Origin of the sequence: Flavobacterium algicola (assembly GCF_022399565.1) — a bacterium.
Taxonomy (GTDB): domain Bacteria; phylum Bacteroidota; class Bacteroidia; order Flavobacteriales; family Flavobacteriaceae; genus Flavobacterium; species Flavobacterium algicola.
The window spans coordinates 652,315-668,879 of the sequence record NZ_JAJTUT010000003.1 but is presented as its reverse complement, the minus strand read 5'-3'; the positions used below and the strand labels follow the sequence as shown (position 1 = coordinate 668,879).

At 34.1% G+C, this 16,565-nt stretch carries 7 protein-coding genes; 6 read left to right on the top strand and 1 reads right to left on the bottom strand.

Annotated features, from left to right (window positions below):
* The first annotated feature begins 12 nt into the window (after positions 1-12).
* The 4 genes from LXH21_RS13580 to LXH21_RS13565 all read left to right on the top strand — a co-directional run bounded on the left by LXH21_RS13580 (position 13) and on the right by LXH21_RS13565 (position 12,235).
* Positions 13-3,993 carry a non-ribosomal peptide synthetase gene (locus LXH21_RS13580; RefSeq protein WP_239866826.1) on the top strand — a complete coding sequence of 1,327 codons (3,981 nt, stop codon included), beginning with the start codon at positions 13-15 and terminating at the stop codon, positions 3,991-3,993.
* Positions 3,994-4,682: 689 nt separating this feature from the next.
* On the top strand, positions 4,683-7,349 hold the full coding sequence (locus LXH21_RS13575) for a non-ribosomal peptide synthetase family protein (RefSeq protein ID WP_239866823.1): 2,667 nt from the start codon (positions 4,683-4,685) through the stop codon (positions 7,347-7,349).
* 124 nt (positions 7,350-7,473) lie between these two features.
* The gene (locus LXH21_RS13570; RefSeq protein WP_239866820.1) at positions 7,474-11,469 is read left to right on the top strand and encodes a non-ribosomal peptide synthetase; all 3,996 of its coding nucleotides are present in this window, start codon (positions 7,474-7,476) and stop codon (positions 11,467-11,469) included.
* A complete protein-coding gene (locus LXH21_RS13565) occupies positions 11,456-12,235 on the top strand; it encodes a 4'-phosphopantetheinyl transferase family protein (protein ID WP_239866817.1) in 780 nt (259 codons plus the stop codon). The genes LXH21_RS13570 and LXH21_RS13565 overlap by 14 nt, the downstream gene beginning before the upstream one ends.
* An 86-nt stretch (positions 12,236-12,321) precedes the next feature.
* Here the strand turns inward: LXH21_RS13565 and LXH21_RS13560 are convergent, their stop codons facing one another.
* Positions 12,322-12,555, bottom strand: a complete 234-nt coding sequence (locus tag LXH21_RS13560) for a helix-turn-helix domain-containing protein (RefSeq protein WP_239866815.1) — start codon at positions 12,553-12,555, stop codon at positions 12,322-12,324.
* A 475-nt stretch (positions 12,556-13,030) separates the two neighbouring features.
* On the opposite strand from LXH21_RS13560, the gene LXH21_RS13555 reads away from it, so the two are divergent.
* Both LXH21_RS13555 and hemN read left to right on the top strand, forming a co-directional pair.
* Positions 13,031-14,965, top strand: coding sequence for a DUF349 domain-containing protein (locus LXH21_RS13555; RefSeq protein WP_239866813.1), 1,935 nt, complete (start codon positions 13,031-13,033; stop codon positions 14,963-14,965).
* A gap of 168 nt (positions 14,966-15,133) precedes the next feature.
* The gene (gene hemN, locus LXH21_RS13550) at positions 15,134-16,498 is read left to right on the top strand and encodes an oxygen-independent coproporphyrinogen III oxidase (RefSeq protein WP_239866811.1); all 1,365 of its coding nucleotides are present in this window, start codon (positions 15,134-15,136) and stop codon (positions 16,496-16,498) included.
* Positions 16,499-16,565 lie beyond the last annotated feature (67 nt).

Below are 16,565 nucleotides of genomic sequence, written 5' to 3'. Positions count from 1 at the left end.
AAGTATCCCCCAATGGTAGAAAATAGTGTAACCTACAATCCCTTTACTGGTCCCGAAATCGACTTTGTATTGCATACTACAAAATCACAAGCAGAAATTTGGACTGCCTGTTATTTTGGTGGAGAAAATGCAGCACGCTCTTTTAACGAATCGACAACCCTAGTATTTGATGGTGCCGTTGATACGCTCGCTATGGAAGCCGCTGTTCAAGCTGTAGTTGCCAGACATGAATCCTTACGTGCTACCTTCAGCCCAGATGGCTTGTACATGACTGTTTATAAAAAAATTAATATTCCTATTGAAAAAATTGATTCAACCACTGAAACGGATGCCAATCAAGAGAATACAGTTTTAAATTATGTTCGAAATGATGCCCATTTTCTATTTGATCTTGTGCATGGTCCTCTAATTAAGGTGGCTCTTTTTCAACATTCAGAAACAAAATATACACTTGTCCTTACCGCACATCATATTGTATGCGATGGATGGTCCTTTGGAGTATTGTTTCAAGATTTAGGTGTCTTGTATACCGCTTATGCTAAAAAGGAAACGCTAATCCTTGAAAATGCCGTACCTTTTAGTGCTTATGCAACTGAGGAACTTCATTATGTACAGACGGAAGAGAATATAGCAACTGAGAACTTTTGGATTTCACAGTTTGAGAAAGACATTCCGCTTCTTGACCTCCCAACAGATTTTCTAAGACCTCAGCTAAAAACGTATGGAGGAAACCGACTGGATTTTGAAGTAAACGCAGCTTTAGTAGCTCAAATTAAGCAAACAGGTCGCCAAGCAGGAACGAGTTTGGTCACCACCCTTATTACTATTTTTGAAATTTTATTGTATAAAATTACAGGGCAGAACGATTTGGTAATCGGTATGCCTTTTGCAGGCCAGCCTGTAAAGGAAATGAGCCATTTAATTGGGCATTGTGTCAACCTTTTACCTCTAAGAAGTAGCATAGATGCAAATAGTGAGTTTACTACTTACCTAAAGAAAAGAAAATCAGAATTACTCGATGCCTATGAGTATCCAAATTTAACTTTTGGGCAATTGTTACAAAAATTACCTATAGCGCGTGACCCATCAAGAATTCCTTTGCTTCCGGTAGTTTTTAATGTTGATTTAGGTATGAACAATGGAGTTCAATTTGCTGATTTACAATTTACACGTCAAAGCAATCCTAAAGCATTTGAATCTTTCGAACTATTTTTAAATCTTAGCGAAAAAGGTGAAAAATTTATCTTCGAATGGTCCTACAACACGAGCTTGTTCGAAGCTAAAACCATTGAAACGATGATGTTATCATTCGAAAATATTATGAAACGAGTAGCCGAAAATCCTAATCAAACTATTGGCGACATAGTTTACGAGGACTTTTCAGCAGATTATACTGTGCTAAATCAGACTGAAACCCAATTTCCTGATCACAATTTGCACGAGCTTTTTGCAGCGCAAGTGACTCGTACACCTGATGCTGTTGCGGTTATAGACGGAGATAGATCGGTTAGCTATACTGAACTATGGCAATCTGCCAAACAGATGGCAAATTATTTATCGTCGCAAGGCTTGTGTTCTGGACAAATAGTTGCTATCTCTTTGGATAGATCTCCTGAATTGTTGATGACAATTTTTGCGGTGTTACAATGCGGAGCCGCTTACGTACCGATCGATCCAGCCTACCCACAGGCGAGACAGAAATTAATGATAGAAGATTCTAACGCGCAGTTTATTGTAGGGCAAAAAGAGACCGAACTGTTTGGACTGACTAAAAAAGCATATACTATTGCTATTTTGCTCAAAAAAAGCAAACCATTTGATAGCCAGCCTTTAAGTAATTCCGTTTCAACAGACGAAATTGCCTATATCATCTATACTTCAGGATCTACAGGAAAACCAAAAGGAGTGCAAGTAATGCATAAAAATGTTGTCAATCTTGTGTGTTCTATGGCGAAAGAACCAGGAATTGACGCGAATGATAAAGTGCTTTGTTTGACAACCATTTCTTTTGATGCTATGGTCATGGAAACGTTTTTACCCTTATTGCACGGGGCAACTATCGTCATGGTCGACGAGCAAACACGACGTGATGGACGATTGTTGCTCAAAAAAATGGCAGACGAAGCAATTACACTTATGTGGGGAACGCCTACGATATGGCTAATCCTTCTCGATTCGGGTTGGAAAGCTCCTTTATCTATAAAAGTTTTGATTGGTGGCGAAGCCGTTCCATTAACGCTAGCCAAACAACTTTTGGACCGTTGCCAGTCTTTATGGAATATATACGGTCCTACCGAGACTACTGTATGTTGTATTCTATCTCAAATCAATAAAGACGATGCGTTTATAGCTATTGGAAAACCTATTGCTAACACTCAAATTCACTTGTTGAATGCACTAGGACAACCTGTAAAAAAAGGGCAGTTGGGAGAAATTGCGATATCAGGAGCAGGTGTATCATCGGGCTATTTGGGACAGCAAGAACTAACCAATGAGCGTTTTGTTTTTCCCAATTTCACAGATCAATTGGGAAGCAAACAGTATTTATCAGGCGATATTGGGAAGTTATTGGACAACAATACCATCCAATACGTTGGCAGAGCCGATAATCAAGTAAAAATAAGAGGTTATCGTATTGAATTGGGAGAAATAGAACATGCTATTACAAGCCTTGACGAAATAAAAACTGCTGTAGTCTTAACCGATAACGACTCGTTAATCGCATTTTTAATTCCACAAGAAGATCCTGCTAATGAGGCAACACTTTTAATGCAAGTTCGTAATCACTTAACGATTCAGCTACCCTCGTTTATGGTACCTTCTGTGTTCTATTTTGTAGATCAAATTCCGATGACTACCAACGGAAAAATCGATGATAAAGCACTGTTTCAACTTAAAGCAAAAATTAATGCAACGGCCAGCTTTAGCCCGCCTAGAACTGACGAAGAAGTTTTAGTTGCTGAAATTTGGAAAAAGTACTTAAAGTTACCGACTATTGATATTTTTAGTAATTTTTTCGAAATGGGTGGTCATTCCATTATTGCAGTAAAAGTCATGTCTGAATTTGAGAAAAAAACGGGCAAAACGTATCCGATTTCATCACTTTTCGAACATTCTACAGTTGAAAAATTCTCAAAATTAATACATAGGGAAACCCATATTTCGACTTCCTGCTTGGTTCCTTTACAAAAATCTGGAAACAAACCACCCCTGTTTATTATACATGGTGCTGGTCTTAATGCCATAAATTTCGTCGGCCTTAGCAAACATTTTGATCCTGACCAGCCAGTGTATGGTATTCAGGGTACTACTCGCCCCTATAGCGATTGGTATCATTCTATCGAGGACATGGCAGCACAATATATTGAAGCTATTGTAGACTTATACCCTTCTGGGCCTTATGCGCTAGCGGGTTTTTCTTTTGGTGGAGTGGTTGCTTTTGAGATGACGCGTCAGTTGAAAGAACAAGGTCGAAAAGTGATATTAACCGCTTTACTAGATACTACGGTAGATCACGCTTATTATAAAAATACAATTCAACAAAAAGAATATAGCAGACAAATATCTATACAAAAGAAAAGAATGAATTATTTAATGGAAATGCTATTTAGCTGGCGTGCCATGAAAGACCGTACGCTAGCCAAAAAAGATTATTTGTTTCAAAAATATGTAGATCAAGATACCATTATGACGGCGAAAGAAGCAGACGCCTTGGCTCAATTTACTGCCGCAAACGAAATGGTTAATGGCATTGTTGATTTGTATCAATTGAAACCGCAATCTTTTAGTGTTGATTTATTTCGATCAAAAGATGATGTGCAATACAAGCCCGACCCTATTTATTTGGGTTGGAAAAAAGCAGTTCCAAATGGGATTAGAATTCATGAAGTTTCCGGTAACCATCTAGAAATTGTTGCGTCTCCAAATGATAAATTACTAGCTGGTTTACTTCAAACTATTTTGAATGGAAGACATACAGTAGCGAATTTTTAATATTCTTATTACAAAATATGCTAAACGTTTCAAGCCAAGGATATACCTTCTATTTTAGGTCTATTCGCTGTAGAGTTTTTCAGCATATAATATTGATATATGAACATTGAAAGGTAGGTGTTTAATTAACATTTAAAAACCGTTTTCTCCTACTGAAGTTTTTTTAGATATGATAGTAACGACCTACTGCGAAGTTAATATGAGTGTATCATTTTTTTTCTACACAATAGTTTCCATGTAAATCATAGTAAACTTATCACGAATAATTTTTTCTACAAGTGTATATCTTTAAATCTTAATCAGCATTCATTTCAATCAATATTCGAAAAAAACTTATCTTAATTTTCAGGATATTCATCATATAAAGCGAGTCTATTGTTTTATAAATCAGTAGTAATTCAATTTTACATAAACAAAAATAAATGGAATCTGCTGGTAGTAAATACTTTAAACTTATCAAAAATATGTTGTTTGTCGACTATAATAGCCTTATATAGACTACACAAGTATTATTGGAAAATTATGCGTTTTTTTACTGTGCTATTTATTACTATATAATAAAATAACTACATTAAGATTATTTATCATAAGTGACACCTTACTTTATTTTAGTAAAAACATCACTAATAGCATCTATAGCGTTGGGAATTTTATTAGAATAAAATAGTTTTGTAATTAATACAGTAATGATGGAGCAGCTTTACACAATGATTAGCGGTAGAAAATTAGATTATCCTAAAACAAATTTGCATAAGCTATTTGCAGATCAAGCTGTGAAATTACCACATGCAATAGCCATTGAATTTGATGGAGAAAAAATTACTTACAGTGAGCTGTCGGAGAAAATTAATAAAACTGCAAATTATCTATGGGATCAAGGATTAAGACCAGGGCAGATTGTAACTGTATCTCTTGAGCGATCTCCCGAATTAATTATATCGCTTTTTGCCATATTGCAATGCGGAGCTTCGTATGTGCCAGTTGACACAAAATATCCAGAAGCACGGTTAAATGTAATTTTCGAAGATGCTGCAGCTGTATTCCATATTGGTGTAAAACCATTAAAAAGCTCTACTATTAAGTTTATAAAAATAGATACAATTCTAAATGCGATTTCAGCTTTTTCTTCAGATTTCTTAAATATTGAAATAGCCCCTGAATCCCCTGCTTATGTCATTTATACTTCAGGATCGACAGGTAAGCCTAAAGGAGTTCAAGTAGCTCATTATAATGCAATTAACCTTCTTTTTTCGATGGCTATTGAGCCCGGGATTGACGAAAATGATAAAATTTTTTCTGTAACTACAATATCTTTTGATGCGATGGTAATGGAAATATACCTTCCATTACTTTTTGGTGCTTGTATAGTCCTTGTTAACGAAGATACTAGGTTGGACGGAAAGTTACTTTTAGAAAAAGCAATTGAAGAAAATATTACTATAATTTGGGGGACTCCAAGCATTTGGCAAATTTTACTAGATTCGGGATGGGAGAAACCGTTAAAAATAAAAGCCTTAATTGGTGGTGAATCAGTTCCAATAGTATTAGCTCAAAAATTACTTTCATTGTGTGATGAATTGTGGAATATTTACGGTCCAACAGAAACTACTGTATGTTCATTTCTAACTAAAATTGACCTTAATGATGATCCTATCCATATTGGGAAACCTATTGCAAACACCAAGGTATATTTATTAGACAAAAATAAAAATCCGGTAAATGATGGTGAAGTTGGAGAAATCGTAATTGCAGGCGATGGTGTTTCTTTGGGCTATCTGAATAATACTAAACTTACTAACGAACGCTTTTTAGCTAATCCATTTGATCCTTACTTGGAAGGTAAAATATACTTTTCTGGAGATCTAGGAAAGCTTTTGCCTAATGGTAATCTACAATGTTTGGGACGAATTGATCATCAAGTAAAAGTAAGAGGCTACAGAATTGAAATTGAAGAAATAGAACATGTTTTACTTTCTAATGCATTTGTAAAATCTGCTGTTGTACTCGTTAAAGAACAAACTCTTGTTGCTTTGATTGTTCCTATGGGAGAAAGCACAGAGTATGGTGAATACAAACAACTTTTAAAAAACTATTTAAACAGTCAGCTACCAGACTATATGGTACCCCAAATTTTCTATATAATCGACAAAATCCCAACTACCATAAACGGGAAAATTGATCGTAAAGAGTTGGTTGCTTATACTTTAACATCTGAAGTTAATAAAACATATAACGCACCGAAGTCTGAAGAGGAAAAATTAGTTGCCACTATCTGGAAAGAAAATTTGAACTTAGACACTATAGATATCCAGAGTAATTTTTTCGAATTAGGTGGCCACTCTATTAAAGCTGTAAAAATTATTTCAGATATTGAAAAACATACTGGGAAAAGGATTTCTTTATCAACATTATTCGATCATGCTACTGTAGAAAAGTTTGCAAAATTAATGCATACCGATAGTGAAACCTACGCCGACTGTATTGTACCTCTAAAAGCGAATGGAAGCAAAACGCCAATCTTTATGATTCATGGCGGCGGATTGAATGTTTTGAGTTTGGTCAATATGAGTAAACATTTTAATGACGACCAGCCATTTTATGGTATTCAAGGAGTTGGTCCTAGAGGATATGATCACTGGTATCAATCTGTCGAGGAGATGGCATCTCATTATGTCGAAGCTATAGTCAAAGTAAATCCAAAAGGCCCTTATGCTCTAGTAGGTTTTTGTATTGGTGGTGTTGTCGCTTTTGAAATGACTCGCCAGTTGAAACAGCAAGGTAGAGAAGTATGCATGACTGCCGTATTGGACTCTTATGTTGATTCTGCTTATTATTATAAAAACACTAAGCATAAAAAATTAATTAGGACTCTTGCCCGTACAAGCAGAAGAGCCCGCTACTTTGGGGAAATGCTAGTGAGCAGAAAAGCTTTTAAAAAACGTATAACTGAAAAAAAGGAATATTTATTAAAAAAGCATCTTGAAAAAGATACTAAGAGTAGTGAACAAGAAATACTTGCTCACCAACAATTTGTTACGGCAGTAAGTCTAGTCAACACTATTCTGGACCGTTACCATCTTAAACCACAACCTTTTAAAATAGATTTAATTCGTTCTAAAGATCATCCAGCTCACACCCTAGCACCAACTCACTTGGGGTGGAAAAAAGCAGCGACTGAAGGAATTTCTATTCATCACATACCTGGCGATAATTTTGATATCAGAGAAAGTCCGCATGACAAAAATTTAGCTAAAATAATCCAAGGACTTGTTGATAAAGTTATTCTTTTTCACCTCAATTTTCTATTTATATTCGAAACAGAGTGTGAAGCATTATTAGAATATTGTATGCTCTAAAAAGTTTTTCATCAATTTACACTTATGATCTAAACGAATCATATCAAGCACAAACCAATTTCATCTATTAAAAATACTTATATTTAAACGCCCCAAATATAAATCTCTATAAACCTTACATGACATGAAAGAATATTCAAAATTAATCGAGAATTTACAATCTGATCCTGATCGATCGGAAGTTGAGAGTGTCATACAAACTACTAATTCACAATTAGAAATTTGGACGGACTGTTTACTAGGCTCTGATGATGCGAACAAAGCATACAATCTTTCTTATTCGATCACATTCAAAGGTAAATTTGTGATTGAAGCTTTTCGATATGCTTTGCACAATGTAATACAGCGTCATGATTGTTTACGCGCTACTTTTAGTGTTGATGGCAGCTCTATGAAAATTCATAAAAATTTAGAGGTCGAATTAATTTACGATGATATTTGTAACCATACTGCAAATGAAAAAAATCGTTTAAAGGAGGAAATTATAAGTAGAGAAGTAAATACTGCTTTCAACCTTTCTGAAGATTCTCTATTTAAAGTCAGATTAATTAAGACCGATATCTTAGAAAATATCTTAATACTTACACATCATCATATTATTGGCGATGGTTTGAGTATAAATATAATATTAGAAGAACTTAGTGTACTCTATTCTTCCTTTATAGAAAAAACAACATTTACGCTTCCTAAACCTGAATTGTTCAGCGAATTTTCAAGGATTGCAAATTCAGTAATAGGAAGTATCGATTACAAAGAAACTGAAGATTATTGGTTGTCGGTATATAAAGAATCTGTTCCAACTGTCGAATTACCGATAGATTTCCCACGACCTTCACTGCGCACATACAGTAGTAAGCGATTTGACTTTACTGTAGATCCTAAGTTAATTGCTTCGTTGAAGCAATTGGGTAATAGTGCTGGTTGTAGTCTAGCTACTACCCTATTGGCTGCATACGAAGTCTTTCTTTATAAAATCACGGGTCAAAATGATCTTATTGTCGGAGTTCCAGTTTCTGGCAACAGGCGTTATGACATGAACCACATGATTGGGAATTGTGCAAATTTGCTTCCAATTCGCAGTAAAATTGATTCCAAAAAGAGTTTTTTAGATTATTTAAAACAAAGAAAACCTGAAGTTCTAACTGCTCAAAACCACCATCAAATAAGTTTTGGACATTTGCTTCAAAAATTGGCTATAGCAAGAGATCCATCCAGAGTACCTTTGGTGCCTGTAACAATGACAGTTGACTTAAGTCGTGATATAGAAAGTGAATTTTCATTTGTAGGTCTTACTTATGATTTTATCATTAATCCAAGAGATTTTGCATCATTTGAGCTACAGTTGCATGCTTGTATGTCGAAGAATAAACCTACTTTTCAATGCTCTTATAATACATCATTATTCAAAGAAGAAACCATTAACACTTTATTACTATCATTTGAGGAAACTATACTTAAATTAATTTCAGAACAAAACAAACCTTTAAATGCATTTGTAAACGGAGATTACTTTGCAAACTACCGTACGCTTAACGATACTAATACTTTATATCCTAACGTTTCGTTATCAGCGTTATTAAATAAGCAAGCCGAATTTTCACCAAATAATATTGCACTTGAATATAAAAATATTCAAATTACATACAAAGATTTACATGTAAAAGTAAATCAATTTGCTCATTACCTAGACGCTCAAGGTGTTCAATCTGGAGATTATATAGCTGTTTCTTTTCCTAGAAGTCCGGAATTGGTTTATGCTATTTTAGCCATTATTCAGTGTGGAGCTGCTTACCTTCCTTTGGATCACGAATATCCAACAAAACGTGTAGAGTACATGATGAGCGATTCTGAGGCCAAATTTTTATTGACAAGTGAAGCATTGGCTCTTCGATTACCAAAATGTGATAATACAATATTAATAGATGACGCTATGCGCTCTCTAGACCAATATCCTGAAACTAAACTGGAGAAAGAAGTTGATCCAGAAAACACTCTATATCTTTTGTACACTTCGGGTTCTACTGGAAAACCCAAAGGAGCAAAAATTACTAATCGAAATGTAGTTAACTTACTTTGTTCATTGGAAAACGAACCTGGTATAAAAGAGACGGATCGCGTTCCTTTCATTTCAACTATATCTTTTGATATAGCGAGCTTTGAATTATTTTTCCCTCTATTTAAAGGAGCTGTATTAGTATTACCTGATCACGAAACATCTAGTGATGGTCGACTTTTCTATGAAATGCTTGATAAAGAAAAAATTTCTTTGATTGTAGCGACACCTACGACATACCAGATGCTTTTGGATTCGGGATGGTCAAAAAAATTGCCTATAAAAATTTGGTGTTGTGGTGAGCCACTACCTGCTAAATTGGCTAAGGATTTAATTCAGAGAAGTGAACAATTATGGACACTTTATGGTCCTACAGAGGTAACGATATTTTCATCTTGCAAGCATATAAAAACGGAAGACACTATTATTTCTGTCGGAGCTCCTATAGCCAATATGCAGTATTATATCGTAGATGAGCAGATGAATTTACTACCTCCCAATTCTATTGGCGAAATCGCTATTGGAGGTGATGGAGTTGGAAAAGGATATTTGGGAAAACCAGAACTGACAGCATCAAAGTACATTCCGAATATATTCTCAGACAAGAAAGATGCTATAATGTACCTTTCTGGTGATATTGGTAAATTGCTGCCTAGTAATGAGGTAATGTGTTTGGGTCGAATTGATCATCAAGTTAAAGTGCGAGGTCACCGAATTGAGATCGGAGAAATAGAACATGTCCTAACGTCTATAAAAGGTATAAAGTCGGCAATTGTGTTAGCCAAAGAAGATATTCTTGTTGCTTTTATTGTAGTTGATTACACTATTGTCTCTGAGATAGAAGAAATAAGATTATGGAGAAATGAGATTGCATCTCAATTACCTAAATTTATGGTGCCTCATCTTTTTCATATTCTAGATAAACTACCACGAACGTTGAATGATAAAGTAGATCGTACTACCTTACTGGCATATGAATGCGACTCACATAAAAACGAGGAATGTACTGGTCCCCGTACTTCTGAAGAAAAATTGGTAGCTGACATTTGGCAAGACGTATTGAAGAAAGATTCTATTGATATCTTTAGTAATTTCTTTGAAATGGGCGGACATTCTATTATGGCTGTAAATGTTATGATTAGAATAGAGAAAGAAACAGGAATCAGAATTCCACTTTCGGCCTTATTTCAACATTCAACTGTGGAGAAGTTTGCCAAACTTTTAAAAGTCGAAGAAATTACAACAGATCACTTAGTTGCTTTAAAATCAGAAGGTACAAAACCACCATTGTTTATCGTACATGGAGCTGGTCTTAACATATTAAATTTTGTACATATTGTAAATCATTTTGATAAAGAACAACCCGTTTATGCTTTACAAGGTATTAGCTCAAATGGTCTAGATAATTGGTTTGAATCTATTGAAACTATGGCAACTCGTTATATCGAATCTATTGAAAAAGTAAACCCTGATGGCCCTTATGCCTTATCTGGATTTTCTTTTGGTGGTGTTGTTGCCTTTGAAATGGCTCGTCAACTTAAAGAAAAAGGGAAAGTTGTAAGTGCTGTAGTATTACTTGACACTTACTTGCATTCTTCTTACTATTATGGTCCAATTTGGCAGAAAAATATGATTAGGTACTATTGTCTTACCTATAGAAGATTGGATTATTTATTCGAGATGTTTACTAGTTGGAAGGCATTAAAATTACGCTTTAACGCTAAGACGGATTACATTCAGAAAAAATATTTAAATAAAAAAGAAAATTTAACTGAGCAAGAGGCATTGGCGCAAGAAACTTTTGAGGAAGCAAATGCAAAAGTGGATTACATTGTCGATCGTTATAAAATTATTCCTCAAGATATTGAAGTGGAATTATTTCGTGCAGAAAACGATGAAACTTACAAACATGACGGGAAACATCTAGGATGGAAAAAAGCTGCTTTAAAAGGCGTCAACATCCACAATATAGCTGGAGATCATCTTAATATTGTAGCACCACCAAATGATAAAATATTAGCAAACATGATTCAGGAAATATTAGATAAAAAACATGCAAATATCTAAAATCTCTGTAGATGATATTAGTATTTCAAAATGCGAATTACCGCTAAATAACGAAATCTTATCAGGAAACGATAACGTAATAATTTATTCCATTTTTCTTCCCCAATTCACAGCTTTAAAGACTGAACTGGGGAGGTTTTTAAATACTTCAGAAACAGACAGGGCCAATCGCTTTCATAATAAAATGGACAGTGATCGCTTTACTATTTACCGTTCTATTTTAAAAATGATTTTAGCATCTTATACAAATACGAGCGCGCATAATATCGTTTTCGAATATGGAGCAAATAAAAAGCCCTATTTAGCCAATCATCCTAAAATACATTTTAACATATCTCATGCAGAAGATTTTGCTGTTATCGCCGTCTCTAGTAAGGAGATAGGCATTGATGTTGAATATCTAGATAAACAATTTGATTATATAGATCTTATTCCTGATATATTTACTAATGATGCGGCAAATAGTATCACAACAACCCACAACCAAAAAGAACAATTTTACAAACTGTGGACACGTAAAGAAGCATTTGTAAAAGCAATAGGAAAGGGAATTGATGAAGGTTTTAAAGAGGTTCCGTGTATTGATGGACAGCATTTTATCGACTCTAATTATCATAGTACGTCCAAAAACTGGAAGGTCAATAGTTTCTTGTTAACTGATGCCTATTGTTGTAGTGTAGCATTTGAAGAATCATTACAAAATTCAGCTAGTATAAAACTCTATACCGTTCCTAGCAATGTAAATGAGATATTAAAGATGTTATAAAGTTTAATAGCAAATGAGGAATTTATCTATTTAAGGTGAAATAATAACTCCGTAAATTTTAAAGTAAATTCAAGGAAATCCGCCTATTATTTTGCTTCATTAAAGAAAATAGAAACATCAAATTTAAGTATAAATTCTGGTGAGACTTCCAAAACTTTGGAGATTTCGATCAATTTAGAAACGGTAAGATCTACGTCCCCACGTTCAATTTTACCATAACCACTCATACTCATATTTAGCTCAGCAGCAACATATTCTCGCGTTAAATTTTTCAACTCGCGGATTTTCCTGATGTTTATATATACACTCGATTTACTCATAAAAAAAATTTAAATCATTCAATTGTGGTATTCTAATCTAAAGATTTTCATTGCTGAAAATTCTAATAGCATCTTTAATTACGTTTTACTATCAAAATTAGTTTTCATTTACTTATAAAATCCATTCACAAACTAAAGTTTTATTTACTCCATTTAGAATTAATAACATTTACCTTTTTTTTCGGCTGTAAAAATAAATAAATATTACTTACTTTATGCATTATTCAAAAGAATCGGTACAAAAGATTCTTAAATCTGTTAAAAGACTTATTAAAAAATGATAGATTATAACACTACGAACATAACTCATCCAGTAAATTTTAAACAAATTTTAAAATAATAGTGTGCATTATACTAGAAACTTTATTATAATTTCATAACAAGAATCATTCTGAAATACGAGAATTGTTTTGATTTTCAGCCACTCTTCACTATCTTTCGAGTTCAAATATTACAAACCTTAAACATTGAACCAATGTTAGAAGAACAACATGATAACCTGCAAGATGCAGATGGAAATTTAAGTAGCAATGCTGATCAATCACTACAAACTACAAATGACGTACCTGAGTTGGCACCTGAAGCAGAAAATGTGAATCAAGATGCTTTAAATGCTATTGATCAATCAAATGCTGAAGAAAGTGAAGACATCTCCTTGAGAGATCGCCATGAGATACCATTGGTAGACTATGACACTTTGTCGATGGAAGCGCTTGTAGAAGAACTGCAAAAGCTTGTAGCTACAGATAAAGTAATGTCTATTAAAGAACATATTGACGAGATCAAAAAGTCTTTCTTAGCTAAATATTATCATTTTATCGAAGAGAAAAAAGAGGAGTTTCATGCTGAAAATCCTGATACTACTGAAGATTTTCATTATCAGTTGCCTTTAAAATCAACATTTGACCATTATTATACCGAATATAGAAACAAGAAGAATTCACACTTCAAGAGCTTAGAATCAAACTTAAAGTCTAATCTTGAAAACAGACTAGCGATTGTTGAGGAACTAAAAGAACTTATCAACCCGCAAGAAAATATAAAAGACACCTTAAAACATTTTAATGAATTAAGAGAACGTTGGAAAAATGCTGGTCCTATTCCAAAGGACAAATACAATCATGTTTGGAACAACTACCACTTTCATGTTGAGAATTTCTATGACATTTTACACTTGGATAGAGAAGCACGTGATGTAGATTTTAAGCATAATTTGGAATTAAAAAATAAAATTATAGAGCGTGTTGCTGTACTTGCAGAGGAGGCTGATATCAATAAAGCTTTTAGAGAATTGCAAGATTTACACCGCATTTGGAAAGAAGATATTGGTCCCGTTTCGAGGGAACATCGCGATGCCATCTGGAATCAATTTAGCGATTACACCAAGCAGATTCACGATAAGCGCGAGCAACTTTTTGAAAAACAAAGAGGAAATGAAGTTGAAAATTTAAGCAACAAAAAATTAATTATTGCAGAGATTGAAGCTTTGGGTACAGTGCAAGTGAACTCTCACTCTCAATGGTTAGTTCAAATAGGAAAGGTAGAAGCATTGCGCACCGCTTTCTTTAATGCGGGAAAAGTTCCTGCAGATGTTAACGAAGAAACATGGGATGCTTTTAAAACCGCAGTAAGGAATTTTAATGCTTTTAAAAACTCCTTCTACAAAGACATAAAAAAGGATCAAAATGACAACCTTGCCAAGAAAAATGCTTTGGTGGCCAAAGCTGTAGCCTTACAAGATAGTACCGATTTCGCAGCTACGACTCCTATCATGAAGAAAATTCAAGAGGAATGGAAATTAGTAGGTCACGTTCCAAGAAAATATTCTGATAAAATTTGGAAAGAATTTAAAGCTGCCTGTAATCATTATTTTGATAAACTAAAAGAGTTTAAGAATGAGGAAAATGCTGAAGAAATAGAAAATTTCGACAAAAAGAAAGCTTATTTAGACTCCCTTAGAGAATTTCAACTTGTTGGCGATCATAAAGTAGATTTGGATGCCATAAAAGCACACATTGAAACTTGGAAAAGCTTTGGAAGAGTACCTCAGCAGAGAAGACATATTGAAGGTAAATTCAATAAAATTCTTGATGCGTTATTTGACAAACTTAGTTTGAGTAAAAAAGAGGGTGACATGATGCGTTTTGCCAACCGCTTGGACAATCTATCTGAAAACAACGACACACGTAAAATCGAAAATGAAAAGATTTTTATTATACGTAAAATCGATGAAGTACAAAATGAAATTTTTCAGCTGGAAAATAATATTCAGTTTTTTACCAATACGAAAAATGCAAAAAAAGAAAATTCTATCGTTTTAGAAGTTCGTAAAAATATTGCTATCCACAAAGAGACACTAGATACTTGGAAGGAAAAGTTAGAACAATTGCGAAATCTAACACAGGAATAAGCACGCGCTTGGTTAATCTTTAATCATAATATTAAAAGTCAATTTCGAAAATTATATTTAATTTTTTAAATTGACTTTTTGCTTTTAGGCTTCTTTTTGAATATGACAATTATCATTTTAAATCAAGCAGCAGTCCCCTATTTTTGATTAATGAAAAATTAGTTGAAAATGAAAAAGTCACTTTTGCAGAAATACAATGTTCCTGGACCAAGATATACAAGTTACCCCACAGTACCCTATTGGGACGAAGCCAATTTTACGTATGAGGACTGGATAACAACTTTTCAGAAATCTTTTTTGGAAAGCAATACTATCGAAGGAATTAGTCTTTATATTCACTTACCCTTTTGCGAAAGTCTCTGCACCTTCTGTGGTTGTAATAAGCGTATCACCAAAAACCATCAATTGGAAAATCCTTATATTATGGCGGTTTTAAAAGAATGGAAATTATATTGTGATTTATTTTCTGAAAGACCTATTATTAAAGAAATTCATTTGGGTGGAGGAACACCCACTTTTTTTTCGATACAAAACTTAGAAATCCTAATTAATGGTATTTTTGAAACCGCTGACAAAGCACCTCAACATGAGTTTAGTTTTGAAGGACATCCAAATAATACTAGTCGTTTACATTTAAAAAAATTATACGACCTAGGATTTAGACGTGTGAGTTTTGGCGTTCAAGATTATGACGGAAAAGTTCAAAATGCGATTCACCGACACCAACCTTTCCACAATGTTGCAAAAGTTACCTTATGGGCCAAAGAAATTGGATACACTTCCATCGGTCACGATTTGATTTTTGGTCTTCCTTTTCAAACTATAGAAAACGTTGTCGACACAATTGAAAAAACGAAATCATTGCAGCCAGATCGATTGGCATTTTATAGTTACGCTCACGTGCCTTGGATAAAAGGTAATGGTCAACGTGGTTATAGAGATGAAGATCTGCCTAAGGATGACGAAAAAAGAAAATTATATGAAATTGGCAAAAAATTGTTAGCCAAAAATGGTTATTACGAGATTGGAATGGATCATTTTTCTCTAAAAGAAGATAACTTATTCCACTCTTTTAATGACAATAAACTGCACCGCAATTTCATGGGATATAGTTCATCAAAAACACAGCTGATGATTGGCTTGGGCGTCTCCTCTATAGGTGATAGCTGGTACAGCTTCGCACAAAATGTAAAAACAATCGAAGAATATTATCAAAAGCTGGAACAAAACGAATTACCACTTTATAGAGGTCATCTTTTAACTAGTGAAGACCTAGTCATACGCAAACATATCTTGAATTTGATGTGTCAATTTAGCACTTCTTGGGCCAATGAAAGTGAGTATTTTGATGAAATCCAAAGTATTCTTTCGCAATTGGAAGAAATGGAAAAGGATGGATTGATCGAAATTTATAAGGATCACTTAACCGTTACGACAAAGGGAAAACCCTATGTTCGAAATCTTTGTATGGCATTTGATGTTCGGTTGAAAAGAAAAGCACCTCAAACACAGTTGTTCTCGATGACTATTTAGTTGCTGTTGTAAGTTTTTCGAAAATAAATACTGAAACTTTATCAAATAAATAAGTCGATACGATCTA

Excerpts from the sequence above, each read along its gene's own strand:
- LXH21_RS13575 (WP_239866823.1), top strand. The coding sequence starts at position 4,683 with ATGGAGCAGCTTTACACAATGATTAGCGGTAGAAAATTAGATTATCCT.
- LXH21_RS13580 (WP_239866826.1), top strand. The coding sequence starts at position 13 with ATGGTAGAAAATAGTGTAACCTACAATCCCTTTACTGGTCCCGAAATC.
- LXH21_RS13565 (WP_239866817.1), top strand. The coding sequence starts at position 11,456 with ATGCAAATATCTAAAATCTCTGTAGATGATATTAGTATTTCAAAATGC.
- hemN (WP_239866811.1), top strand. The coding sequence starts at position 15,134 with ATGAAAAAGTCACTTTTGCAGAAATACAATGTTCCTGGACCAAGATAT.
- LXH21_RS13570 (WP_239866820.1), top strand. The coding sequence starts at position 7,474 with ATGAAAGAATATTCAAAATTAATCGAGAATTTACAATCTGATCCTGAT.
- LXH21_RS13555 (WP_239866813.1), top strand. The coding sequence starts at position 13,031 with ATGTTAGAAGAACAACATGATAACCTGCAAGATGCAGATGGAAATTTA.
- LXH21_RS13560 (WP_239866815.1), bottom strand. The coding sequence starts at position 12,555 with ATGAGTAAATCGAGTGTATATATAAACATCAGGAAAATCCGCGAGTTG.